The organism is Microbacterium sp. CCNWLW41, assembly GCF_037083505.1.
On the sequence record NZ_JBAOJP010000010.1, the window covers coordinates 306,654 to 330,338 of the forward strand.

Here is a 23,685-nt window from a genome sequence, read left to right on the forward strand (position 1 = left end):
TCCTGCCCTGGGGAGGAGGGGGCTTTGCGCGTCGCCCCGCAGATTGCCTCGTCAAGCCCTACTTTCGCGGATCCGGAAACCGGACTTCGCGCCGTTTTCCGGACTTCACCAGGCGAGCGGATCCGGAAACGGTGCGATTGTCCGAATTCCGGATCCGCGGGCACAGCGAAGGAACGCGACGACCCTCAGGCGTGGGCGAACGACACGGCGTGGGCGAGCGGATGCCGCGCGTCGAGGCCCGCGAGCGCGACGGCGCCGTCGATGCCGTGGCCGCGGGGCTCCACGAGGGCGACGTCGAGCTCGCTCGCGGCGATGTGCGAGGCGAAGGCCTCGCGCAGCTGCGGCGAGCGGAAGACGCCGCCGATCGCGCACACCGAGAAGTGCTCGCGATCGTCGGAGCGCACCCGCCGCAGCGCCGTCTCGACGCTGTGGGCGAGCTCGCCGCCGGCGCGGACGGTGATGTTCTGCGACACCGCGTCGCCCTCGGCGGCCAGCCGGGCGACGTGCTCGGCGAACGACGCGACGAGGCGCACGCGGTCGGGGTCGGACTGGATGTGGATGTACGCCTGGCTGAGGTCGGGCCAGCGCTCCTCGGCCACGGCGCGCAGCGACGTCGCGGGGCCGCGGCCGTCGAACTCGCGCATGACCGCGTCCAGCGCCTCGCGCCCGATCCAGTAGCCGCTGCCGGCGTCGCCGACGAGGTAGCCCCACCCGTCGACGCGGGCCACGCGCTCGGCTCCGACGGCGAGGGTGACCACCCCGGTGCCGGCGGCGACGACCGCGCCCCGCTCGTCGCCCAGCGCGCCGAGGAACGACGTGGTCGAGTCGTGGGCCAGGATCACCTCATGCACCGCGGGGTCGTCGATGCGGGCGAGGAGGGCCGCGGCGTCCGCTTCCCGCGTCGTCAGCCCGGAGACCCCGGCGGTCACGACCGAGACATCGGCGCCGATGCGCACGATGGTCGCGTCGGCGACGGCCGCCAGCTGGGGGAGCAGCGGCTCGTCGGTGCGGATGCCGGGGAACACCAGGTCCTGCTCGCGCACCCGCACCTTGATCCCGGTCTGCCCGGCGTCGATCGCCAGGACGCCGGCGGTCACCGCGTCACCGCCGCGGTCAGCGCGGTGTACCGCTCGCGCAGGAGGTCGCCCGCGGGCTTGCCGTACGGGCAGTAGTCGTCGTTGTGCGCGGCATCCGCCACGTCGTAGAGCCGAGCGGGCCAATCCCACATCATGAATCCCCCCAACCACGGGCGCTGCGCGCACGCGTCGAACATGACTCTGTAATACCGCAGCTGCTCCTCGGCCGAGGGGGCTCCGGGCAGCGACCAGTCGTTCGGACGCTCCGCCGACCCCTCGCGCGAGGGGCACCCGGCCTCCATGAAGAAGAACGGCTTGCCCGTCGCGGCGACGGCGCGCTCGATGCGGTCGAGCTCGGCGTCCCACCGGTCGATGGGGTAGTACCCGCTCGAGGTGACGACGTCCACGGCGTCCCACCAGGTCAGGCGGTCCTCCTGGTACTTGTCGCAGTTGTACGTGACGATGCCGGAGTACTCGGCTCGGACCGCCGCGATCAGCTCGCGCCACTCGGCCTCGCGCGCGTCGGCACGCACCATCTCGCAGCCGACGCAGAGCATCTCGCAGCCCTCGGCCTCGGCGATGCGGGCGGCGTGGACGACGAACGAGCGGTACGACGCGAACCACTGCGCCCACGTCGGCTCGCCGGGGACGTCCTGGTCGAAGAAGCCGATGTGCGCGCGCCACGTGCCGTCGGCCACGTTGACGACGGGCTTGAGGCACACCTTGAGCCCGAGCGCCTTCGCCTCACGGATCGCCCACACGATCTCGTCGTCCGTGACGGTCGGCTCGTCGCCGAACCGGACGTCGGTCGACTGCGCGGTGTCCTGCAGGGCCGAGTACGCCAGCGCCGTCCAGTTCACGCCGTGGTCGGCCATCGCCCGGAGGGACGCGGATGCCTCTGCGGTGCGCCACGTGCCGCGCACGCCGGTCCACCCCCACGTCATCCCGGCCACGTACGGCTCGAGCGCGCGGGCCGTCTCGGCGCTCACGAGGCGACCAGTTCGTTCGCGGTGCGGAGCACGCGCGGATCGGACAGAGCGGATGCCTCGAGCGCGGCGCCGTCGTGCCGCACGAGGATCGTCGTGCTCTCGCCGGGCAGCAGCGTCAGGAGGGCGTCGGAGGCCACGGCATCCGGGTCGACCTTGTCGACGAGCAGCGTGAGGTCGCGCACGAGGCCGGCGCTCGTGAGCGTCACGCGGGTGCCGCCGTCGGCGGGCTCGGTGCTCACCGCGACCGCTGCCGCCTCGAGCGCCGAGTCGCGCGGTTCGGCGAAGTACCAGAACCCGCGCGTCTCGCCGACTCCCGCGACCACGAGCTCGCGCGCCGCGTCGGCCGGCGTCGCCACGTCGGCCGGCAGGGCCACGGTCACGGTCTCGCGCGGCGCGAGCGACACCGGCGACGTGAAGCGGGCGAGCGCGCCCCCGGCGACGTCGAGCCGGCGGGCGACGAGCTCTCCCGTCCACGGCTCGGCGGTGTCGTTGACCAGCACCGCGGCCAGGCCGCCGTCGCGCGGCTGGATCGTCGCCAGACGCGGCGCGAAGGCGTGCTTCAGCCCGTAGTACAGCGGCTTCGGCCGCTCGTCGCCGTCGATCGCGGCCCACGACGTCACCGGCCAGCAGTCGTTGAGCTGCCAGACGACGGCGCCCTGCGTGTGCGGCGCCCACGAGCGGAAGTGCTCGAGCGCGGTGCGCACCGCGAGGGCCTGGTTGAGCTGCATCGCCCAGTGCCAGTCCTCCATGGCCTCCGGCATCCGGAAATGCGGGATCAGCCCGTTCGTGAGCTTGGTGTTCCCCTCCATCGCCTTCTGGTGCACGATCATCCCCGGCGACTCCGGTGTGAGCGGGTCGTCCGAGACCGATCGCGTGAGCGTCGTCCACGTGGGCGGGCCCTGCCAGCCGAACTCGGCGACGAACCGCGGCCGGTGGTCGCGGTAGGTCGCCCAGTCCTGACGGTTCCACTGCTCCCACAGGTGCATCGACCCGTGCTGCTCGTCGTTGGGGTGGGGGCCGGTCTGGCGCTCGCCGTCCCAGCCCATCCCCGGGCTGAACGGGCTGCCCGGCGCATACGGGACGTGCGGGGCGAGCTCGGCGACCAGCGCGGGGAACAGCTCGTAATAGTAGTGCGCGCCCCAGCTCTTGCCGTCCAGGCGCAGCTTCCAGCCCCAGTCCTCGTAGCCCCACAGGTTCTCGTTGTTGCCGGTGAGCAGCACGAGCGAGGCGTGGTGGGCGAGTCGCACGATGTTCTCGCGCGCCTCCGCCTCGACCTCGGACCGCAGCGGCTCCTCCTCGGCGTACGCGGCGCACGCGAACAGGAAGTCCTGCCACACCAGCAGCCCGAGCTCGTCGGCCAGTCCGTAGAAGTCGTCGGACTCGTACAGCCCGCCGCCCCACACCCTGATCAGATTCAGGTTGGCGTCCAGGGCCTGCGCGAACCGGCGCCGAAGCCGGTCGCGCGTGACGCGGACGGTGAGGGCATCGTCGGGGATCCAGTTGACGCCCTTGACGAAGACCGGCTGGTCGTTGACGACGAGGGTGAACGGCGTGCCGTCCGCGTCGGGCGTCGTGTCCCACCGGACGTCGCGGAATCCCACGGACCGGTGCGTCGCGTCCAGCGGCTGCGGGGCGTCGCCGTGCAGGCGGACGTCCACCACGTACAGCGGCTGGTCGCCGTACCCCGCCGGCCACCAGCGCCGGGCGGCGGGCAGGTCGACGCGCACCTGCGCGCGGTCGCCGACCACGTCCACGACCGTGCCCGGCAGGTCGTCGCCGAGTCCCGGACCGTTCACGATGACGCTGACCGAGAGGGGGACGGATGCCGCACCCGCCGCCCGTTCGAGCTCCACGTCGACCGTGATCGTCCCGCCGTCGCCTGCGGGCGTCGCGACCACCCTCGTCTGCGCGAGGCGGGCGACCGACCACGACTCGAGGCCGACGGGCTTCACGATCCCGCTCGTGTAGGTGGCGATGCCCCAGTCCCACCCGAAGCTGCAGGCGGACTTGCGGATGGCGTCGTACGGCAGTGGGTAGGGCCGCTGGCGCACGCCGAGCGCCACGCTCTGCTCGTTCGCGTGCTTCACGGGGGAGCGGAAGCGCACCACGAGCTCGTTCTCGCCGGCGACGAGCGCGTCGCGTACGGCGAACCGGTAGGAACGGTGCTGGTTGGCGGTGGACCCGAGCACCCGGCCGTTGAGGGCGACGGATGCGACGGTGTCGAGCCCCTCGAACACGAGGTCCGTGCGGTCCGAGCCGTCGGGCTCCCACGCGAACGACGTCGCGTACGTCCAGTCCACGAGGCCGATCCACGCGAGCGCCGACTCGTTGTCGTCGAGGAACGGATCCGGGATGAGGTCGGCGGCGAGCAGGTCGGTGTGCACGCATCCCGGGACCGCGGCCGGGAGGGGGCCCTCCAAGCCGGCCGGGGCGGGGCCCGACTCGGCGCGGAGGGTCCAGCCCGAGTCGAGCTGTCGGAAGGTGCGGGAGAGGGTCACTTGACGGCTCCTGAGGTGAGGCCCTTGTAGATCCAGCGCTGAAGCAGGAGGAAGGCGATGAGGGTGGGGATGATGACGAGCACGGTGCCGGCCGCGATGACCTCCCACTGCGCGCCGAACGGTCCCTTGAACCGGAACAGCGACGTCGAGATGAGGCCCTCCGACGGCAGGTAGAGGAAGGGTGCGTAGAACTCGTTGTACACCGCGATGCCCTTGATGATCACGACGGTCGCGATGGCGGGCTTGAGGAGCGGCAGCACGATGCGCCAGTAGATGGTCCAGCGGTTCGCACCGTCGATCATCGCCGCTTCGTCGAGCGACACCGGGATCGACTGCATGAACTGGATGAACAGGTAGATGGCGATGATGTCGGTGCCCATGAAGAGCAGGATCAGGGCGGCCTTCGTGTCGTACAGGCCCAGGCCGTTGATGAGCTGGAAGGTCGCGACCTGACTCGTCACGCTGGGGATGAGCGTGGCGACCAGGAACAGGCCGAAGACGAGCTTCTTCCCGCGGAAGGCGAAGCGGTCCAGCGCGTATGCGGCCATGGTGCCGATGAAGATCGTGCCGGCCAGCGACACCACGAGCACGATCGTCGTGTTGACGAAGCCCTCCAGCATCTCGCCGCTGGTGAACGCCGTGACGAAGTTGTCGAAGTTGAGCCAGTTCGACGGCGGGTCGAAGGGACCCGTCTGCGCATACTCGGGCGCCGTCTTCAGGCTCGCGAACAGCAGCACCGACAGCGGCAGCAGCGTCACGACGGACGCGATCACGAGGCTCAGGTACTTGGCCGTCGTCGCGCTGATCCCGCGCAGTCGCTCGAGAGGGGAACGGCCCCGGATGCTGCGTGCCGGCGCAGCCGGGGTCGTGGCGGTGCGCGGTGATTCGGTGATGGTCATGTCAGGTCGACCTTCTCGTCGGGGAACACCTTTCGCTGGATCCAGGTGACGACCAGCACGATCGCCAGGAGCACGACGGCCATGGCGGAGGCGAGGCCCACCTGCCGGAAGGTGAACGCGGTCTGGAGCGTCTGGATCACGAAGGTCGCCGATCCGTTGGCGCCGCCGGTCATGATGAAAGGGATCTCGAAGACGCTGAGGCTGCCGGCGATCGCGAGGATGAACGACAGACCGACCACGCGCCGGATGCCGGGGAAGATGATCGCCCAGAACTGCTGCCAGCGGCTCGCCCCATCGAGCTCGGCCGCCTCGTACAGCTCGTGCGGGATGGACTGGATGGCCCCCAGGAACAGCACGAAGTTCATGCCCGTGTAGCGCCACACCGACGTGCCCGCCAGCGACCAGTTGACGACGTCGGGGTTGCCGAGCCACTGCGGCGGGTCGCTGACGCCGAACCAGCTGAGGACGGTGTCGAGCGTCCCGCCGGGCTGGAAGAGGTAGAGGAACACGAAGCCGATCGCGACGCCGTTGATGAGGTAGGGGAAGAACAGGATGCCGCGGAAGAGGTTGGAGAAGCGCGTCGAGAAGCTGAGGATCGTCGCGAAGTAGAGCGCGATCGCCATCTGCGCGAAGGACGCGAAGAAGTAGTAGAGGCTCACGCCCAAGACGGAGAAGATCCGCGGGTCGGTGAACACCTGCACGTAGTTGTCGAGCCCGACGAAGTCCTTCTCGAGGTCGATGCCGTCCCAGTCGGTGACGCTGAAGTAGAAGAGGTTCACCGCCGGCCAGTAGGTGAACAGCAGCAGGAAGCCCACCGCCGCGGCGAGGAAGAGCCACGGGGTGAGGTGCTGCAGGATGCTCCGCCCGGCGGAGCCGCCGCGCGGGCGGCCGATCCGGCGGATGCCTCCGCCGAATCGCCGCGCCCGCGCGGGCGCGGAGAGGACGGCAGGGGCATCCGCCGGTGCCGCACCAGGTGTCGCGATGGCCATGAGTGCCGTCCCCGTCCGCTCAGCCCGCGAGCTTCTCGACCGACGCGCCCCAGCGCTCGTTCAGCTCGGCGAAGTAGCTCTCCTTGTCGCCGTCGGCCGCGCCGCGGGCGATGTCGACGAGCTTCTGCCGGTAGATCGGGCCGTACAGGTCGATCTGGGAGTCATCGGCGATGTTGTTGATGAGTCCCTCCTTGCCGGCCGGGGCGGGGTTGATCTCCATCAGCTCGACGCCCGCCTCCTCGAAGCCCTGCAGGTTCTCGGGGAGCGGCTTGTCGAGCACCGGCGAGATCATGCCCTGCGCCTCGGTGTAGCCGGAGTCCTCGACCACCCACTGGATCCAGGCCCACGCCGCCGCCTTGGCCTTGGAGTGCTTGCTGACCGCGAGGTTGTAGTCCCCGCCGATCACCGCGAGCTGCCGGCCGTCGACGTTCGCCGGGAACGCCATGTAGCCGATGTCGTCGGCGGATGCGCCGTTGTCCTCGGCGGCCGCCTGCATCTGCGAGATCGCCCACGATCCGAGCGTCATCGCGGCGATCTTTCCGGTGCCGAGGTCGACCTTGGACTGCTCCCAGTTGGTGGTGAGCGGGTCGTCCTCGGTCAGGCCTGCCGCCACCGATTCGTACAGCAGCGAGTCGATCGCGTAGACGTCGGTGCCCTCGGTCCACGGCGCGGGATCCTCCGCCATGGTGATCGGCGCGTCGGCATCGTCGGTGACGACACCGAGGTTGCCGAAGCTCTGCGTCAGCGGCCAGCCGTCCTTGTAGTTCGTGTACAGCGGGATCGCGTCGGTGTCGTCCTTCACCTGCTGCAGGGCATCCAGCCACTCCGCCTCGGAGGTCGGCAGCTCGGTGACGCCGGCCTCTTCGAAGATGCGCTTGTTGTAGACGACGCCGTTGGCGTTGCCTCCCCAGGCGATGCCGTACTGGGTGCCGTCGTAGCTCGCGGCGGGGAGGAAGCGGTACGTGTCCTCGAAGTCCGACGTCTCGCCGAGAGGCTCGAGGAACTGCTCGTACTGCTCCGGCTTGATCGCGGGGATCCCGATGACGTCCCCGTAGTTGGTCGTGCTCATGCGCGTGAGCATCTCGCCGGCGTAGTCGGTGATGCCCTCGAACGTCACGTTCACGTCCGGGTACTTCTTGTTGAACTCCTCCGCGTACTTCTCGAACGTGCCGTCCTCGACGAGGTCGGTGCGCCAGGTGACGACCTTGATGTCGCCCTTCACCTCGCCGTCGATCGTGTTGTCGGCGTCGTCGCCCGCCCCGCCGCCGGCGCAGCCGCTCAGCGCGACCGCGGCGGTGGCCGCGAGCGCGATGCCCGCGAGTGCCTTCTTGGCCATGTGATGCTCCTTGTCAGGTTCGCCCTTGAACTTTCCGGTGCGGCTGTTCGCACCGTTGCGTGGTTCGTCGCGCCGTCAGGCTAGAGGCATTCGAAGCGGTTTCGCAAGCATCGGATGTCAGCGCTGTCTAAGCCTGTCCGCGATGTGAAGCGTGAGAAATAAACGAGTACGACCGGGTGTATTTTCTCCACCTGTCGCGCGGAGGCCGTCCGAATGTCTGTGAAATGTCCCACGTGGACATCGACTGCAGGACGGTGCTAGCGTGGTGGCGTCGGCGAGGAGGCCACACCGATGACCGTTCAGCAGCGCGCAACGCTCGAAGACGTCGCCCGTCTGGCGGGCGTGAGTTCCAAGACGGTGTCGCGGGTGTTCACGCATCGCGACCTCGTCGCCCCCGACACGGTGGATCGCGTGCTCGTCGCCGCCAAACGGCTGCGCTTCCGTCCCAACCCGCTCGCCCGCAATCTGCGGCGGGGCGGCCCGACGAACACGATCGGGTTCATCATGGGCGAGCTGAACAACCCCTTCTACTACAAGGTCGCGGCGGGCATCGAGCGCGAGCTGTCCGCGAACGGGTTCTCCCTCGTGGTGGCGACCACCGACGACACCGCCGAAGGGGAGGAGCGGGTCGCCGAGACGCTGCTGGGTCAGCGACTGGGGGCGCTGCTGCTGATCCCCGTCGCCGAGGACCAGTCCTACCTCGAGGGGGAGCGCCACCTCGGGACCCCGGTCATCGCGATCGACCGACCGGCACGCAACCTCGTCGCCGACTGCCTCGTCCTGGAGAACCACCGCGGCGTCTTCGACGCCACGACGCGTCTGCTGGAGCGCGGGCATCGGCGCATCGGCTACATCTGCAATCCGGCATCCGTCTACACCCAGGCCGAGCGGCTGCGCGGCTACCGGGACGCGCTGGCCGCCTACGGCATCCACGACTCATCGCGATGGGAGCGGCTCGCCGACGACCTGTCGGTGCCGGCCGACGGCTTCATCGCCGACCTGCTCGACCAGCCCGACGCGCCGACGGCGATCATCACCGGCAACAACCGGGTCACGGTCGGCGCGCTCCGCGTGCTGCGCGACCGCCACGACGACGGCCGCACCGCCCTCATCGGCTTCGACGACTTCGACACCGCCGACGTGCTCGGCGTGTCGGTGGTCACCTACGACCCGCTGGCGCTCGGACGCGCCGCGGCGACGCTCGCGATCGAGCGGATGCAGGACCCCGCCGGGTTCACGCGCCGACTGGAGCTGCCGACGTGGGTGGTCGAGCGCGGCACGGGCGAGCGCCCGCCCGCCGACCGGGCTCCGGCCTGACGAGGGCCGGGGTGCGTCAGAGGAGTCCGGCGAGGAAGCGGGCCTGCTTCGGGAACTGGAACGCCTGGCCGCCTTCGTGGCCGTTGTGCGTGTAGACCTCGATCCGCTTCGTGGCGGCGGTGTGGCGGTTGAACGCCGCGTACACCGTCGACGGGGGGCAGATGGTGTCCATGAGCGCGACGGAGTACAGGGCCGCGGCATCCGCCCGCTTCGCCATGTTGACCCCGTCGAAGTAGGACAGCGTCTCGAACACCCGGTCGTCGGCGCCGCGGTGGACGGCCAGATACCGGACCACCTCCTGATACGGGTCGTCGCCGGTCAGCCCGACCGCGCGCTCGAAGTGGCACAGGAACGGCACGTCGGGCATGACCGCGACCAGGCCCTCCGACAGTCCGGCCGCGGCGATCGCGATGCCGCCTCCCTGGCTCGCGCCGCAGACCGCGACGCGCTCCGCGTCGACCTGCGGGAGCGAGCGCACCGCGTCGACGGCGCGGACCGCGTCGGTGTAGACGCGGCGGTAGTAGTACGCGGCGGGGTCCTCGATGCCGCGGGTCATGAACCCGGACGAGGAGGGACCCGTGCCGTGGGGGTCGAGCGTGTCGCCGCCGGAGCCCCACATGGACCCCTGGCCGCGCGTGTCCATGAACAGGTGGGCATAGCCCGCGACCGCCCAGTTGACCCGCTCGCCCGCGACCCCGCGGCCGCCGCCGTAGCCCTGGAACTCCACGACGGCCGGCAGCGGGCCCTCCGCACCCGCCGGGAGGGTGAGCCAGGCGCGCACCGGGTCACCGGCGAAGCCCGGGAAGGTGACGTCGTAGACGTCGACCAGGGTGAGCGCCGTGTCGACACGGGTGAGGACGGGCGCGGCATCCGCTCGGCGTGACTCGGCGAGGGTGTCGGCCCAGAAGGCGTCGAAGTCGGCTGGTTCGCGGACCTCCGGGGCGAAGGTCTCGAGCTCGGCGGGGGACAGATCGAATCTCGGCACGGGCATACCCTAGCGCGTTCGCGACGAAGCGTTTCGACGGTGCCGCAGAGGGCGACGAGGCCTCGATGGGGGAGGGGTATTCGAGGCCCCGCCGCCGGTCTCGGAAGCCCCAGTCCGGGCGGCGTCGTGGCAGAGCGAGTGTCGCGCCCGCGTCTTACAGGCGCATCTCCGCGATCACTTCACCGTACTCGGTCTCCCCGACCGGTGTGAAGCCCACGCGCTCGAAGAATGCCTGCGGGCCGCCCTCGCCTGCCTCGTAGATGACGTTGACGTGGTCCATGCCCCGGTTGCGGGCCTCCTCCAGGAGTCCCGCGACCGCGAACCGGCCGACGCCGCGGCCCTGGTCGTCGGCGTCGACGTTGATGCGCCACAGGACCGAGCGGAAGTGCTCCTGCGGGGCGTCGGGGTCGAAGTTGCCGCTCACGAAGGCGACGACCTCCTCGCCGTCGAGCACGACGCGCTGCCAGGTCGTCTGCGGATTGACCACCGTTGCGGCGATGCCGTAGCTGACGGGGGACAGGTACTCCTCCTGCCCGGGCTTCAGCGACATATTGTTGACCGCCACGATGGTGGCGGCGGACAGTTCGACGAGTCGCAGGTCACCCATAACGCACAGGCTAGCGGGGATGGACGCATCCGGCACCGCCGGGATGTCGGATTAACACGGTGTTCATATGCGGAGATATCTTGACGTCGAGATATCTCCGGGCCTGTTGCGATAGGCTGACAGCCGACCCGCAAGAAGGACGTGACAGGTGACCGACTCCACCATCATCTACACCTACACCGACGAGGCCCCGGCTCTCGCGACCGCATCGTTCCTGCCGATCGTGCAGGCCGTCACCCGCCAGGCGGGTGTGGACGTCGAGACGCGCGACATCTCACTGGCCGGCCGCATCCTCGCGGCGTTCCCCCAGAACCTCACCCCCGAGCAGCAGGTGGGCGACGCGCTCGCCGAGCTCGGCGGCCTCGCCACCCTCCCCGAGGCGAACATCATCAAGCTGCCGAACATCTCGGCGTCGATCCCGCAGCTCAAGGCCGCCATCGCCGAGCTGCAGTCGCAGGGCTACGACATCCCCGACTACCCGGACGAGGCCGAGACGCTCGAGCAGAAGGACGTCCGCGCCCGCTACGACCGCATCAAGGGCTCCGCGGTCAACCCGGTGCTGCGCGAGGGCAACAGCGACCGGCGCGCACCGCTCTCGGTGAAGAGCTACGCGCGCAAGCACCCGCACCGCAACAAGGCGTTCGCCGAGGGCTCGAAGACCCGCGTCGCCACGATGGGCCACGACGACTTCCGCTCGAACGAGAAGTCCTTCGTCTCCCCCGCCGACGACGTGCTGACCATCCAGCACGTGGCCGCCGACGGCACGGTCACCGAGCTCAAGACCGGCCTGAAGGTGCTGCCGGGCGAGATCATCGACGCGACCTTCCTCTCGGCGTCCGAGCTCGACGCCTTCCTGGCGCAGACGCTCAAGGATGCCGCAGCCGACGACGTGCTCTACTCGGTGCACCTCAAGGCGACCATGATGAAGGTCAGCGACCCGATCATCTTCGGCCATGTCGTCAAGGCCTACTTCGCCGACGTGTTCGCCACCTACGGCGACAAGATCGCCGAGGCGGGCCTGACCCCGAACGACGGCCTCGGCGCGATCCTCGCCGGCCTTCCGTCGGTCGAGGGCGGTGACGAGATCGCGGCGGCCATCGCGGCCGACCTCGAGCGCGGTCCTCGCCTGTCGTACACCAACTCGGACAAGGGCCTGACGAACCTGCACGTTCCCTCCGACGTGATCGTGGACGCCTCGATGCCGGCGCTCATCCGCAACGGCGGCAAGCTCTGGGGCGTCGACGGCGGCGAGGACGACACGCTCGCCGTGATCCCCGACTCGTCGTACGCCGGCGTGTTCCAGACCGTGATCGACGACGTGAATGCCCGCGGCCCGCTCGACCCCGCCACGATCGGCTCGGTGCCGAACGTCGGTCTCATGGCGCAAGCGGCCGAGGAGTACGGCAGCCACGACAAGACCTTCGAGATCGCGGCTCCCGGCGTCGTCCAGGTCGTCGGCGGTTCCGGCGACGTGCTCCTCGAGCACGCCGTGCAGCGGGGCGACATCTGGCGGGCGACCCAGACCAAGGACGTCGCGATCCGCGACTGGGTCAAGCTCGCCGTCACGCGAGCTCGCGCGAGCGCCACTCCCGCGGTGTTCTGGCTCGATGAGACCCGCGCCCACGACGCCGAACTGATCGGCAAGGTGAAGACGTACCTGGCCGACCACGACACCGAGGGCCTCACGATCGAGATCCTCGCTCCGGCGGCGGCGACGCAGTACTCGCTCGACCGGCTCCGCAAGGGTGAGGACACCATCTCGGTCACCGGCAACGTGCTGCGCGACTACAACACCGACCTGTTCCCGATCCTCGAGGTCGGCACCAGCGCCAAGATGCTCTCGATCGTGCCGCTGCTCTCGGGCGGTGGGCTCTTCGAGACCGGCGCCGGCGGTTCGGCTCCGAAGCACGTGCAGCAGCTCGTCTCGGAGAACCACCTGCGCTGGGATTCGCTCGGCGAATTCTTCGCGCTCGCCGCGTCGCTGGAGCACCTCGCGGACTTCACCGGCAACGTCAAGGCGCAGGTCCTGGCCGACACGCTGGATGCCGCGACCGGAACGTTCCTCGAGAACGACAAGTCGCCCGGCCGTGCGCTCGGGACGATCGACAACCGCGGAAGCCACTTCTACCTCGCGCTGTACTGGGCGCAGGAGCTCGCCGCGCAGCAGGCGGATCCCGAGCTGGCTGCGGTCTTCGCGCCGGTGGCCGAGGCGCTCGCGGCCGACGAGCAGAAGATCGTCGAGGAGCTGAACGCCGTCCAGGGCTCGCCGGCCGAGATCGGCGGCTACTACCGTCCCGACGCCGAGCTCGTGGCGGGAATCATGCGTCCGTCGGCGACCTTCAACGCCGTGATCGACGCGCTCTGAAACCCCGAGAGCAGGAAGGGCGGATGCTGCGGCATCCGCCCTTCCTCGTTCTCAGGTCGTCGCCGAGCAGATCAGTGGTGAACCCACACCTCGGTGCCTCGGGCGGTCCAGTCGTAGACGAACTTGGCGGCCGACTCGGTCATGTTCACGCAGCCGTGGCTCATCGGCGTACCGAAGTTGTTGTGCCAATACGTGCCGTGGAAGGCGATGTCCGGCGCGAACCACGTGATCCAGGGCACGTCCTCCGTGCAGTAGCTGTTCTGTGCCTCCGGGTTGTAGCAGAGCGCCCCCAGGTCCTGGATGCGGGTGTACGCGTTCACGGTGAAGTGCCCCGTCGGGGTCGGGGTGGCGGCCCGCCCTGACGAGATCGCGTACGTGCCGACGACGTTGCCGTTCTCGAAGAGATACGCCGTCTGGCTGGACAGGTTCACCTCGACCGTGCGAGCCAGAGTCCTCATCTCAGGTGCAGTCTCGGTCACGGGCGCCGCGAACACCGCGTTTCCGGTGGCGAGCTGCTCGGCGAAGTCGGAGGCCACGTTCGAGGTGTCGCCGAGCTCCCGCCCGGACACTCCCGCAGCCTCCTCGCGGAGCACGGTGCCCGCCGAGTTGGTGATGACCGCGCCGTTCTCGACCGGCCGGTTGATGGCCGCCGCAAGGCCGTCCACCGTGGTCTGGATCGCCGCGCTGTCGGCGGTGATCTCGAAGCCGCCGCTCTCGGTGTCGGGCGCCACGTTCAACCACCCCGCCAGGGTGGCGCGATCGATCGGCACCGTGCGCTCCTCGCCGACGTAGAAGCCGGCCGTGTCGAGCATCCCGTTCAGCTGTGCCACCGCGGCGTCCGCCGTCTCGGTCGAGATGCCGGCCGGGATCTCGACCGCCACGGGCTCGACGTCGGCGCTCCGGGCGCCGGTCATCAGGGCATCCTGCAGGGCGGCCTGCACGGTGGCGAGGTCGATCCCGGTGCCCGGGACAGCCGGCGTCACCACATACGAGGCCGACGCCGGATCGAAGGCCAGCGTCGCGTCGACCGGATCGGTGTACAGCTGGGGGACCGCCTCGCTGAGTGCTGCGGTCGCGGTGGCGGCGTCGAGCGCGACCTCTGCGTCGGTGCTCTGGAACCACGACGTCACGTTCCACATCGGGTGCTGCGCGAACGCGGCGTCGGCGAGAGCCTGCGCGTCGACGGTCGCTCCGAGCTCGGCGCCCGTCAGTTCGACGTCACCGTCCTCGCCGGCGATGACGACCGTGGTCTCGGCGAGGCTGCTGTCGATCGTGTCGGCGGCGGCGCCGGGCGTCAGCCACCCGACCGGAACCCCGGCGACCGTGGTGCCGGGGGCGATCAGCACGAGCGATGACACCACCAGTCCGACGACGGCGACGCCGGCGGCCGCGGTGATCCAGAGCCCGGTGCGCCTCTTCTTGGCCTTGGGCTCGGCGGGCGCCCACGCGTAGACGGCGGCGTCGGCAGAGATCGAGGGGAGCGGCGGCACCGGACTCGTGGCCGCCGGCGTGGCGAGCGCGGCTGTCGCGGCGGCCTCCGGCTCGGGCTCGGCTTCGTCGGCCTGCGCCGGCTCGTCGGCCTGCGCCGGCTCGTCGGCCTGCTCGGCCTGGGCGGGCTCGTCGGCCGGCTCCGTCTCGACCGCGGTCTCCTCGGCGTCGACGGCCCCCTCCGGCTCGTCGGCCGGCTCCGTCTCGACCGCGGTCTCGTCGCTTTCGACGGCCTGCTGGGCCCGGTCGTCGTCTTCTGAAGACGCCTCACCGGCCTGCGACTGGGTCGCCAGATCTGTCACGCCAACACCCCCGATTGTGATAAACGCTTCCCCCATGGTAGGTGACGGAGGCCACCCATGAGGTTACGGCCTGATCACGCATGAATCGCCGGTCACGCTGCGAAACGTGCGTGGACGCGTTTCGGACCGCCTGCGCGGGAGGTCACGGTTTTGTAAAGCCTCCGCGCAAATAGGCTCTGAGGGTTGCGGAAAGTTAGTTCGTAAGCTCTACTAACAAACATGCCGAACACGGAAACGCAGCGCAGCGCCTCTGTCGCGGACGCCCCACCGGTGTCCGGGTCCGGCGCGTTCACCCCCGGACGCACGCTGCGCCAGGGGCGCAAGGTGCTGCCGGAGCACGCTCGCGGCCACAACCGGTCGCTGGTGCTGCAGACCCTGTTCCACCAGGGCGCCATGAGCCGCGCCGACCTGTCAAGGGAGACCGGGCTCACGCGCGTCACGATCTCCGACCTCGTCGCCGAGCTCATCGCCGACGGCTTCGTCTCGGAGCGGGGCGTGCGCGAGGCGTCAGGCCCGGGCAAGCCCGCCATCCTCGTCGACCTCGACCACGACGGCCACCGCATCGTCGGCCTGGATCTGTCCGGCAGCGACACCTTCATCGGCGCGGTGCTGACCCTCGACGGCAGCATCGTCGCGCGGCGCGAGGTCCCGCTGCCGGCCGACGAGGACGTCGTGACGACGGTCGTCGACCTCGCCCGCGCGCTCGTGGCCGACTCGCACGCCCCGGTGCTCGGCATCGGCGTCGGCACGCCTGGCGTCGTGGACGACCGCGGCGTGATCCTCACGGCCCCGAACTTCGGCTGGGCGGGCTTCGACCTCGAGGGCGCGCTGCGCGGCGCGCTCGGGCTCCCCGTGCTGGTCGCCAACGACGCGAACGCCGCGGTGCTGGCCGAGTACACCTTCGGCGGCGCACCCGACGACGTGCTGCTCGTCAAGGTCGGCCGAGGCGTGGGCTCTGGGCTGCTGCTGGCAGGTCAGCCCATGCGCGGCAGCCGCTTCGCTGCGGGCGAGATCGGCCATGTGACGGTCGGGACCGACGGCGGTCCCCGCTGCGCGTGCGGTCGGGTCGGATGCCTCGAGGCCTGGCTGTCGGTGCCCTCGCTGTCGTCGCGGCTGGCCGCGGCATCCGATCCCGATGCCCGCGAGGGCGTCCTCCGCGATGCGGGGGAGCGACTCGGGATCGCGCTCGCACCGGTCGTCGGCACCCTCGACGTGTCGGAGATCGTCCTCTCCGGCCCCCCTGAACTCCTCGGCGGGTCCCTCGCGGACCAGACCGTCGAGACCCTCCGTGCGCGCACGCTCGCGTCGTCCGACGACGAGGGCGTGCGGGTGCGGATGACGGAGCAAGGCCAGGACATCGTCCTGCGCGGCGCGGCCGTCATGGTCCTGTCAGGTCAACTCGGGGTGTCCTGACGGCGCTGTCTGTCCGGGTTCGTCCCGGAAACCCCGATTCCCCCCGGATGGGCCACCCGGCCCACCCGAACCAAGAGAACACCGAACAGAACACGAAGGAAGACACCATGAAGAAGACGCTCGGAGCTGTGGCGCTCATCGGCGCCTCGGCACTGGTGCTCGCCGGCTGCGCCGGCAGCAGCGACGAGGGCGGCTCCTCGTCGGAGGAGGGCGCCGAGATCCGCGTGTGGCTCGTCGGCACCGACACGCCGCAGGACGCGCGGGACTACCTGAAGGAGACCTTCGAGGAGGAGAACCCGGGGTCGACGCTGGTCATCGAGGAGCAGCAGTGGACGGGCCTCGTCGACAAGCTGACCACCAGCCTGTCGTCCAACGACAGCCCGGACATCGTCGAGATGGGCAACACGCAGGCTCCGGCCTTCACCTCCAGCGGCGCGCTGCTGAGCCTCGACGACATCGAGGGCGACCTCGGCGGCGACGACCTGCTCCCCGGCTTCGTCGAGGCGGGCAGCTGGGACGACACGCTGTTCGCGGCCCCGTACTACTCCGGCGCCCGGGTCGTGTTCTACAACACGGCGATGTACGAGCAGGCGGGCGTCGCGGTACCCACGACCCTCGACGAGTACGTGTCGAACGGCGTGACCCTGGCCGGGGCGCTGCCGGGGGTGTCGGGCGTGTACTTCCCGGGCAAGGACTGGTACAACGCGCTGCCCTTCATCTGGGAGAACGGCGGAGAGATCGCCGTCCAGGACGGCGACGAGTGGGATGCGCAGCTGTCCAGCGACGAGTCCCTCGCCGGTCTCGCGCAGGTGCAGCAGCTGATGACCGAGGCCTCCCTCGCGCCGAAGGACGGCGACGAGGCCGAGGGCTGGGTCCCCTTCCGCACCGAGCAGTCGGCCACCTACTCCGCGCCGAGCTGGGCGTACTGGTCGATCGTCGCCGATGAGGACAAGCAGCCCACCCCGGTCGCAGACCTCACGGGCTACTTCGCCCTCCCTGGCATGGACGGCGGCGCTGCGCAGGTCTTCGCGGGCGGATCCAACATCGGCATCGCGGCCAAGTCGCAGAACCCGGACCTGGCCAAGAGTGCGCTGCAGATCATGCTGAGCGAGGAGTACCAGACGATCCTCGCCGAGAACGGCCTGGTCCCCGCCCTCGTCTCGCTCGGCGACAAGGTGGCCGCGGCCACCCCCGAGCTCGCGACCGTCATCGCCGAGGCGGCTGCCGACGCGAAGCTCACGCCGGCATCGCCCAACTGGGCCGACGTCGAGGCGCAGGGCATCATGCAGGACCTGTTCGTCAACATCGCGAACGGCGGCGACATCGAAGAGCTCGCCACCGCGGCCGATGAGCAGATCGAAGAGATCCTGAACGGCTGATCTTCGGGAGCGGGGTGCCTCGTGCCGCGGGGCACCCCGTTCCATGCCCGCCCCCAGGGCTCGCACGATCTTGAGAGGAGGTTCGCCATGACGACCATTCCCGCGGAGGCATCCGCACCGCCGGCCTCGCCGTCGGCGTCACGGCCCGAACCCGAACAGCCGCGACGGCGCGGCTTCCCGTGGGCGCCGCTCGCGCTGCTCACACCCGCGCTCATCATGCTCGTCGTCTTCATCGGCTGGCCCCTGGTGCAGCTCGTGATCATGTCGTTCCAGGAGTTCGGGCGTGCGCAGATCTTCGGCGCCGCACCGGAGTTCATCGGCATCGACAACTACGTCTCCGTGCTGACCGACCCCGAGTTCTGGGCCGTGCTCGGACGCAGCGTCGCCCTCTGCGTCGTGAGCGTCGTGGCCACCATGCTCCTCGGCGTCGCGATCGCGGTGATGATGACCAGGCTCGGCGCGGTGATGCGCACCGCGGTGTCGATCTCGCTGCTCCTGGCCTGGGCGATGCCGGCGCTGACCGCCACCATCGTGTGGGGCTGGATCTTCGACACCCAGTACGGACTCGTGAACTGGCTGCTGACCCAGCTCACGGGTGAGAACTGGATCGGCCACAGCTGGCTGATCGACCCCACGAGCTTCTACGCCGTCGCGGCGATCATCATCACGTGGGGAGCGATCCCGTTCGTCGCGTTCAGCACGTACGCCGCGCTCATGCAGGTCCCGGACGAGGTGCTGGAGGCGGCCTCCCTCGACGGCGCCGGCGGCTTCGCCCGGTTCCGCCTCATCGTCATGCCCTACCTGCGGTCCGTGCTGCTGGTGCTGCTGGTCCTCCAGATCATCTGGGACCTCCGCGTGTTCGCCCAGATCTACGCGCTGCAGTCGATCGGCGGCGTCCGCGCCGAGACCAACACCATCGGCGTCTACATCTACAGCGTCTCGATGGCCTCCGGCGACCTCGGCGCGGGGGGAGCGATCTCGGTGATCCTCGTCATCCTCCTGCTGGTCATCTCGGGCTACTGGATCCGCACCATGCTGAAGGAGGAGTCATGACAGGCCGCCCCCGCCGCGCCGTGGCACGGGTGTCGCTGAACGCCGCCGCCCTCGTCGTCATCGTCGCCTCGCTCTTCCCCGTCTACTGGATGGTGAACACGTCCCTGCTGCCGGCATCCGCGGTGCGCTCGACCACGCCGCACTGGTGGCCCGACGAGTTCACCCTGAGCAACTATCAGGAGGCGCTCGGCGACGACAGCCTGGTGAACGCGCTCTTCAACTCGATGGCGGTGACCGGCATCACGCTCGTGGTGGCGCTCGCCTTCGCCTTCCTCGGGGCCGTCGCGGTGTCGCGCTACCGTTTCCGCACGCGGACGTCCTTCATCGTCGCGATCCTCGTGATCCAGATGATCCCCGCGGAGGCCATGATCGTCTCGGTGTTCCGCGTGCTGGACGGCTGGTACCTGCTCAACACGATCATCGGCCTGAGCTTCGTCTACATCGCGTTCGTGCTGCCGTTCACGATCTGGACGCTGCGCGGCTTCGTCAACGGCGTGCCCGCCGACCTCGAAGAGGCTGCGATGATCGACGGATGCAGTCGCTCGGGCGCCTTCTGGCGCATCACGTTCCCGCTGCTCGCGCCGGGACTGATCGCGACCGGGGTGTTCGCCTTCATCCAGGCCTGGAACGAGTTCGTCTTCGCCCTCGTCATCATGACGCGCCCGGAGTCGCTCACGCTGCCCATCTGGCTGCGGGCCTTCGTGCAGGCGACGAAGGCGACCGACTGGGCGGTCGTCATGGCCGCCTCCACGATCATGGCAGTGCCTGTCATCGTCTTCTTCCTCATCGTCCAGCACCGCATGACCAGCGGTCTGGTCTCCGGGGCGGTCAAGGGCTGATGCGCGGGGGTTCTGGGCCGGCGTCCCGCGGGGAGGCCGGCGGATGAGGATCGGGCTGGACGTCGGCGGAACCAAGACCGACGTCGTCGCGGTGGACGATGCCGGTGCCGTCATCGGTCGTCTGCGGGTGGCCACGGGATGGGGACCGGATGCCGTCGTCGACACGGTGGTGGACGCCGTGCGGGCCCTCGGCGCCGAGACCGGTGTCGACCTCGGCGCGGTGCGGTCGGTGGGGGTCGGCATCCCCGGCCAGGTCGAGCCGGGGACCGGACGCGTCGTGCATGCGGTCAACCTCGGCGTCGACGAGCTGGACCTCGCCGCGGCGGTCTCGCCCCGGCTCGGCGTGCCCGTGCGGGTGGAGAACGACGTCAAGGCGGCCGCTCTCGGCGCCCACGCGCTGCATGCGGTCTCGGGACCGCCGCCGCGGTCGATGGCGTATCTGAACCTCGGCACCGGCGTCGCGGCCGGCATCGTGTCGGAGGGAACGCTGTGGCGAGGGGCGCGCGGTGCCGCCGGCGAGGTGGGTCACATCTCCATCGACCCGAACGGGCCGGTCTGCCGCTGCGGGCAGCGGGGGTGCATCGAGGCCTTCGCGGGCGGCGGGGCCATCGCCGAGCGATGGGGGCGGCGCTCGGCCCTCCCCGTGCGCGACGTGTTCGACGCCGCCGACGCGGGCGATCCGTCGGCGCAGCGGCTGCGCGCGGGTCTCGCCCGCGGCGTGGCGGCCGCCGTGCGGGTACTGGTGCTCACCGCCGACGTCGATATCGTGGTCCTCGGAGGGGGTGTGACAGCGCTGGGCGATCGGCTGATGACGGATGTCGCAGCCGAGCTGTCGGCCAGCGCCGAGGCATCCCCGTTCATGCGCTCCCTGCACCTCGCCGAGCGCGTCGAGCTGCTGCCGCCGGGTTCGCCCGCGGCGGCGCTGGGCGCCGCGCTCGTGGGTGCGGAGGGCGATGCCACACACGACACCGAGGAGGCTCTGGTCCATGGCTGAGATCGTCATCGTCCGCGACAAGGAGGCCGCGGGGGCGCTCGTCGCCGATCACATCGCGGCGCTCGTGCGAGAGAATCCCGAGACGGTCCTGGGTCTTGCGACCGGGTCGACCCCGCTTCCGGTGTACGAGGCCCTGAAGCCGCGGCTGGAGGGCCTGGACGTGTCACGCGTGCGCGGCTTCGCGCTGGACGAGTACGTCGGGATCGACCCGGCCCACCCCGAGAGCTACCGCTCGGTCATCACGCGGGAGGTCGTGGAGCCGCTGGGCCTCGACCCCGAGCTGATCCGCACGCCCGACGGCACGCCGGAGGGCATCGAGTTCCACGGCGACGAGTACGAGGCGGCGATCCTGGACGCCGGCGGCATCGACCTGCAGATCCTCGGCATCGGCACCGACGGCCACATCGGCTTCAACGAGCCCGGCTCGTCTTTCGCCTCCCAGACGCGCGTGAAGACGCTCACCGAGCAGACCCGGCGCGACAACGCGCGGTTCTTCGACTCGATCGACGACGTGCCGATGCACTGCATCACGCAGGGGCTGGGCACGATCCTGCGGGCGCGTCACCTGGTGCTCCTGGCCTTCGGCGAGGGGAAGGCGGCGGCTGTCGCCGGCGCGGTCGAGGGGCCGCTGAGCGCGTCGCTGCCCGGGTCGGCCATCCAGCTGCACGCCCGCGCGACGGTGGTCGTCGACGAGGCGGCCGCATCGCAGCTGCGTCGCGCCGACTACTACCGCTACGCGTTCGACAACAAGCCCGACTGGCAGGGCATCTGAGCCCGGCTTCGGACGCGTGACGGATGCCGCGGCTCAGCGCCAGGCGTAGCGGATGAGCTGGTTCCTTGAGAGCGGTGCGAGGGGCGTCGCCTCGACCTCGTGCTCGCCGATCCACCGCAGCTCGGCGATCTCGGCCGCCGGGATCGCCGTGCCCGAGCCCGCCGCAACCCTGAGGACGTAGGCGTCGGCCACGACGAGGTGACCCGGCTCGTTGGCGGCGGCATCCGTGAACCGTCCGAGCGGCTCGAACGCGGCGCGGTCGGCCACGATGCCGGTCTCCTCGGCCACCTCGCGCACGACCGCGTCGAGGGCGGTCTCGCCGGGGTCGGGCTTGCCGCCGGGCTGCTGGAACACCGTCGCGCCGTGCTTGCGGACGACGAGCGCCCGGCCGGCGTCGTCGACCAGGACGGCGGCGCTGACGTGCACCGTGGCGGTCACGGCGCGAACACCTTGCCCGGGTTCAGGATGCCCTGCGGATCGAACAGGCGGGTGATCTGCCGCTGCAGCTCCCACTGGTCCTCGCCCAGCTCGTCGGCGAGCCACCGGCGCTTGAGCACGCCGACGCCGTGCTCGCCGGTGAGCGTGCCGCCCAGCCGCAGCGCGGCGCGGAACAGGTCGTCGGCCGCGCGCCAGATGTACTCGGGAGCCTCGACGACGCCGAACTCGTCGGGCACGCCCTCGAAGATGAAGTTGGGGTGCAGATTGCCGTCGCCGGCGTGGGCGACCGTGGGGATGACGACGCCGTGCTCGCGCTCGACGCGGGCGATCTCGTCGAACATCGCCGGGAGCGCGCTGCGCGGCACCGAGACGTCCTCGATGAGCGCGGTGCCGAGCGTCTCCATCGCGGGGTGCATCGATCGGCGGACCGTCAGCAGCCGCTCGCCCTCCTCGCGATCGTGCGAGACCGCGACCGTGCCGCCGGCGCGGCGCAGCACCGCGGCGATCGCCTCGGCCTCCGCGATGGCCGCGGGACCGTCGGTCTGGATGGTCAGCTGGGCGGCGCCCGGGGTGGGTGGGCCCAGCGACAGCAGGGCGTGCACCGCGGCGAGGGACGCGGCATCCATGAGCTCCATGATCGCCGGCTGCGTCCCGGACGCCGTGACGGCGGCGGATGCCTCGGCGGCCGTCCGCACGTCGGGGAAGGTCGCGGCGATCGTGCACACCTCGCCGGGCATGAGCCGGCGCAGCTTCAGGGTCGCGCCCACGATCACCCCGAGCGTGCCCTCGGACCCGATGACCAGCGACGTGAGGTCGAGGCCGGTCACCCCCTTGACGGTGCGGTGGCCGAGCGTGAGCAGCCGTCCGTCGGCCAGGACGATGTCGACGCCCAGCACCGCGTCGCGTACCACGCCGTACTTGGCGCACAGCAGTCCGCCGGCGCCGGTCGCGATGTTGCCGCCCACGGTCGAGATCGCCCGGCTCGCGGGGTCGGGCGCCCACCAGAGGCCGTGCGGGGCGAGCGCGGCGTTGAGGTCGGCGTTGAGGATGCCGGGCTCCACGACGGCGAGGAGGTCGTCCGGACGCACCTCGAGGATGCCGTCCATGGCGCGCATCGAGAGGGCGATCTCGCCGGCGCCCGCGTTGGCGCCGCCCGCGAGGCCGGTGCCCGCGCCGCGGGTGACGACCGGCGTGCCTGTCTCGCTCGCGATGCGGAGGGTGCGCTGGACGTCCTCGACGCTGCGGGCGTGCACGACGGCGACCGGGTGCCCGGATGCCGCATGCCCCGACTTGTCGGCGCGCGCGGCGGCCAGCGACGCGGGTGAGGTGTCGACCCGGTCGCCGAGCTCGGCGCGCAGGAGGGTGAGCGCGTCCGCGCCCGTGGTCACGAGAGGCGCCGGCGGCCGACGATCACGCCGGCGGTGACGGCGATGACGCCGTAGGCGAGGCCGATCCAGGCGTTGCCCATGCTCCACCACGCGATCGTCGCCGACGCGTACACCAGGAGCTCGACGACGGCGCGCACGAACGGATGCACGGCGAGCACGGCGCGCGGTGAGACGAAGAGCGCCCAGGCGAGGATGGCGACGACCGGAGCCGCGATGCCCGCCACGATGTTCCACGGGAACGGCCACATCGTGAAGCCCCACAGCGCCAGGGTGGCGAAGGCGAAGAGCTCGCACAGGAACGCCACGATGTCGATCGCCGAGAGCGGCGGGCGGGTGCCCGGTGCCGGTTCGGACGCCTGCGGCGCAGCCTTGCTCGTGGGCGCAGGCGTGGCGCCGGTCGTGTCGGACATGGCCTCCAGTCTACGGCGGGATGCCGCACCCGCCGGCCGGGTCAGTCTCCGGCGGGCGCCGCCCCGCGCGCGCCCGCGGCGGCGTCGGCGCGTGCCGCAGGCCCCCGGCTGTCCGTGGCGTCGGCAGCCGCCTGGGCTGCCTCGGCGG

20 protein-coding genes are annotated in these 23,685 nt (G+C 70.6%); 8 read left to right on the forward strand and 12 right to left on the reverse strand.

Translation table 11 applies throughout. The features are described 5' to 3' along the window. Positions 1 to 185 precede the first annotated feature (185 nt). Genes V6R91_RS29830 through V6R91_RS29855 form a run of 6 tightly spaced genes read right to left on the reverse strand, consistent with a single transcriptional unit; the run spans position 186 to position 7,787 of the window. Positions 186 to 1,097, reverse strand: a complete 912-nt coding sequence (locus tag V6R91_RS29830) for an N-acetylglucosamine kinase (RefSeq protein ID WP_336398312.1) — start codon at positions 1,095 to 1,097, stop codon at positions 186 to 188. Further along, entirely contained in the window at positions 1,094 to 2,065 is a 972-nt protein-coding gene (locus tag V6R91_RS29835; protein ID WP_442928197.1) for a glycoside hydrolase family 113, read from the reverse strand. Before V6R91_RS29835 ends, V6R91_RS29830 begins: the two co-directional genes overlap by 4 nt. Continuing rightward, on the reverse strand, positions 2,062 to 4,563 hold the full coding sequence (locus V6R91_RS29840) for a glycoside hydrolase family 2 protein (protein WP_336398313.1): 2,502 nt from the start codon (positions 4,561 to 4,563) through the stop codon (positions 2,062 to 2,064). Before V6R91_RS29840 ends, V6R91_RS29835 begins: the two co-directional genes overlap by 4 nt. Continuing rightward, the gene (locus V6R91_RS29845) at positions 4,560 to 5,462 is read right to left on the reverse strand and encodes a carbohydrate ABC transporter permease (protein WP_336398314.1); all 903 of its coding nucleotides are present in this window, start codon (positions 5,460 to 5,462) and stop codon (positions 4,560 to 4,562) included. Before V6R91_RS29845 ends, V6R91_RS29840 begins: the two co-directional genes overlap by 4 nt. Then, a complete protein-coding gene (locus V6R91_RS29850) occupies positions 5,459 to 6,451 on the reverse strand; it encodes a carbohydrate ABC transporter permease (protein WP_336398315.1) in 993 nt (330 codons plus the stop codon). Before V6R91_RS29850 ends, V6R91_RS29845 begins: the two co-directional genes overlap by 4 nt. Positions 6,452 to 6,470: 19 nt before the next feature. Beyond that, complete coding sequence (locus tag V6R91_RS29855; RefSeq protein WP_336398316.1) at positions 6,471 to 7,787, reverse strand: ABC transporter substrate-binding protein; 1,317 nt, start codon at positions 7,785 to 7,787, stop codon at positions 6,471 to 6,473. 291 nt (positions 7,788 to 8,078) lie between these two features. On the opposite strand from V6R91_RS29855, the gene V6R91_RS29860 reads away from it, so the two are divergent. Then, complete coding sequence (locus V6R91_RS29860) at positions 8,079 to 9,104, forward strand: LacI family DNA-binding transcriptional regulator (protein WP_336398317.1); 1,026 nt, start codon at positions 8,079 to 8,081, stop codon at positions 9,102 to 9,104. A 16-nt stretch (positions 9,105 to 9,120) separates the two neighbouring features. Here V6R91_RS29860 and V6R91_RS29865 read toward each other — a convergent pair whose 3' ends face one another. Further along, the gene (locus V6R91_RS29865) at positions 9,121 to 10,089 is read right to left on the reverse strand and encodes an acetylxylan esterase (protein WP_336398318.1); all 969 of its coding nucleotides are present in this window, start codon (positions 10,087 to 10,089) and stop codon (positions 9,121 to 9,123) included. A 154-nt stretch (positions 10,090 to 10,243) separates the two neighbouring features. Further along, a complete protein-coding gene (locus V6R91_RS29870) occupies positions 10,244 to 10,696 on the reverse strand; it encodes a GNAT family N-acetyltransferase (protein ID WP_336398319.1) in 453 nt (150 codons plus the stop codon). A gap of 148 nt (positions 10,697 to 10,844) precedes the next feature. On the opposite strand from V6R91_RS29870, the gene V6R91_RS29875 reads away from it, so the two are divergent. Then, positions 10,845 to 13,061: an NADP-dependent isocitrate dehydrogenase gene (locus V6R91_RS29875; RefSeq protein ID WP_336398320.1), complete on the forward strand. Its 2,217-nt coding sequence runs from the start codon at positions 10,845 to 10,847 to the stop codon at positions 13,059 to 13,061. 71 nt (positions 13,062 to 13,132) lie between these two features. Here V6R91_RS29875 and V6R91_RS29880 read toward each other — a convergent pair whose 3' ends face one another. Further along, entirely contained in the window at positions 13,133 to 14,851 is a 1,719-nt protein-coding gene (locus tag V6R91_RS29880; protein WP_336398321.1) for a L,D-transpeptidase, read from the reverse strand. 219 nt (positions 14,852 to 15,070) lie between these two features. Between V6R91_RS29880 and V6R91_RS29885 the strand changes: the two genes are divergently transcribed. The 6 genes from V6R91_RS29885 (at position 15,071) to V6R91_RS29910 (ending at position 21,301) form a co-directional block, all read left to right on the forward strand. Continuing rightward, positions 15,071 to 16,264 (forward strand): ROK family transcriptional regulator, encoded by a 1,194-nt coding sequence (locus V6R91_RS29885; protein ID WP_336398322.1) that lies wholly within the window; start codon positions 15,071 to 15,073, stop codon positions 16,262 to 16,264. A 107-nt stretch (positions 16,265 to 16,371) separates the two neighbouring features. Further along, on the forward strand, positions 16,372 to 17,643 hold the full coding sequence (locus tag V6R91_RS29890) for an extracellular solute-binding protein (RefSeq protein WP_336398323.1): 1,272 nt from the start codon (positions 16,372 to 16,374) through the stop codon (positions 17,641 to 17,643). An 87-nt stretch (positions 17,644 to 17,730) separates the two neighbouring features. Then, positions 17,731 to 18,696: a carbohydrate ABC transporter permease gene (locus V6R91_RS29895; protein WP_336398324.1), complete on the forward strand. Its 966-nt coding sequence runs from the start codon at positions 17,731 to 17,733 to the stop codon at positions 18,694 to 18,696. Further along, complete coding sequence (locus V6R91_RS29900; protein ID WP_336398325.1) at positions 18,693 to 19,535, forward strand: carbohydrate ABC transporter permease; 843 nt, start codon at positions 18,693 to 18,695, stop codon at positions 19,533 to 19,535. Before V6R91_RS29895 ends, V6R91_RS29900 begins: the two co-directional genes overlap by 4 nt. A 43-nt stretch (positions 19,536 to 19,578) precedes the next feature. Further along, entirely contained in the window at positions 19,579 to 20,529 is a 951-nt protein-coding gene (locus tag V6R91_RS29905; RefSeq protein WP_336398326.1) for an ROK family protein, read from the forward strand. Further along, positions 20,522 to 21,301: a glucosamine-6-phosphate deaminase gene (locus V6R91_RS29910; protein ID WP_336398327.1), complete on the forward strand. Its 780-nt coding sequence runs from the start codon at positions 20,522 to 20,524 to the stop codon at positions 21,299 to 21,301. The genes V6R91_RS29905 and V6R91_RS29910 overlap by 8 nt, the downstream gene beginning before the upstream one ends. Before the next feature lie 33 nt (positions 21,302 to 21,334). Here V6R91_RS29910 and V6R91_RS29915 read toward each other — a convergent pair whose 3' ends face one another. Genes V6R91_RS29915 through V6R91_RS29925 form a run of 3 tightly spaced genes read right to left on the reverse strand, consistent with a single transcriptional unit; the run spans position 21,335 to position 23,537 of the window. Continuing rightward, a complete protein-coding gene (locus V6R91_RS29915) occupies positions 21,335 to 21,739 on the reverse strand; it encodes an NUDIX hydrolase (RefSeq protein WP_336398328.1) in 405 nt (134 codons plus the stop codon). Then, the gene (locus V6R91_RS29920; protein ID WP_336398329.1) at positions 21,736 to 23,127 is read right to left on the reverse strand and encodes an FAD-binding oxidoreductase; all 1,392 of its coding nucleotides are present in this window, start codon (positions 23,125 to 23,127) and stop codon (positions 21,736 to 21,738) included. Before V6R91_RS29920 ends, V6R91_RS29915 begins: the two co-directional genes overlap by 4 nt. Then, positions 23,124 to 23,537, reverse strand: coding sequence for a YrdB family protein (locus tag V6R91_RS29925; RefSeq protein WP_336398330.1), 414 nt, complete (start codon positions 23,535 to 23,537; stop codon positions 23,124 to 23,126). The genes V6R91_RS29920 and V6R91_RS29925 overlap by 4 nt, the downstream gene beginning before the upstream one ends. Positions 23,538 to 23,685: the final 148 nt, after the last annotated feature.

What these genes read in the sequence shown, in the direction of transcription:
- V6R91_RS29870 (WP_336398319.1), bottom strand. Translation starts at nt 10,696, where the DNA reads ATGGGTGACCTGCGACTCGTCGAACTGTCCGCCGCCACCATCGTGGCG.
- V6R91_RS29900 (WP_336398325.1), top strand. Translation starts at nt 18,693, where the DNA reads ATGACAGGCCGCCCCCGCCGCGCCGTGGCACGGGTGTCGCTGAACGCC.
- V6R91_RS29890 (WP_336398323.1), top strand. Translation starts at nt 16,372, where the DNA reads ATGAAGAAGACGCTCGGAGCTGTGGCGCTCATCGGCGCCTCGGCACTG.
- V6R91_RS29860 (WP_336398317.1), top strand. Translation starts at nt 8,079, where the DNA reads ATGACCGTTCAGCAGCGCGCAACGCTCGAAGACGTCGCCCGTCTGGCG.
- V6R91_RS29895 (WP_336398324.1), top strand. Translation starts at nt 17,731, where the DNA reads ATGACGACCATTCCCGCGGAGGCATCCGCACCGCCGGCCTCGCCGTCG.
- V6R91_RS29925 (WP_336398330.1), bottom strand. Translation starts at nt 23,537, where the DNA reads ATGTCCGACACGACCGGCGCCACGCCTGCGCCCACGAGCAAGGCTGCG.
- V6R91_RS29905 (WP_336398326.1), top strand. Translation starts at nt 19,579, where the DNA reads ATGAGGATCGGGCTGGACGTCGGCGGAACCAAGACCGACGTCGTCGCG.
- V6R91_RS29850 (WP_336398315.1), bottom strand. Translation starts at nt 6,451, where the DNA reads ATGGCCATCGCGACACCTGGTGCGGCACCGGCGGATGCCCCTGCCGTC.
- V6R91_RS29855 (WP_336398316.1), bottom strand. Translation starts at nt 7,787, where the DNA reads ATGGCCAAGAAGGCACTCGCGGGCATCGCGCTCGCGGCCACCGCCGCG.
- V6R91_RS29910 (WP_336398327.1), top strand. Translation starts at nt 20,522, where the DNA reads ATGGCTGAGATCGTCATCGTCCGCGACAAGGAGGCCGCGGGGGCGCTC.
- V6R91_RS29845 (WP_336398314.1), bottom strand. Translation starts at nt 5,462, where the DNA reads ATGACCATCACCGAATCACCGCGCACCGCCACGACCCCGGCTGCGCCG.
- V6R91_RS29885 (WP_336398322.1), top strand. Translation starts at nt 15,071, where the DNA reads ATGCCGAACACGGAAACGCAGCGCAGCGCCTCTGTCGCGGACGCCCCA.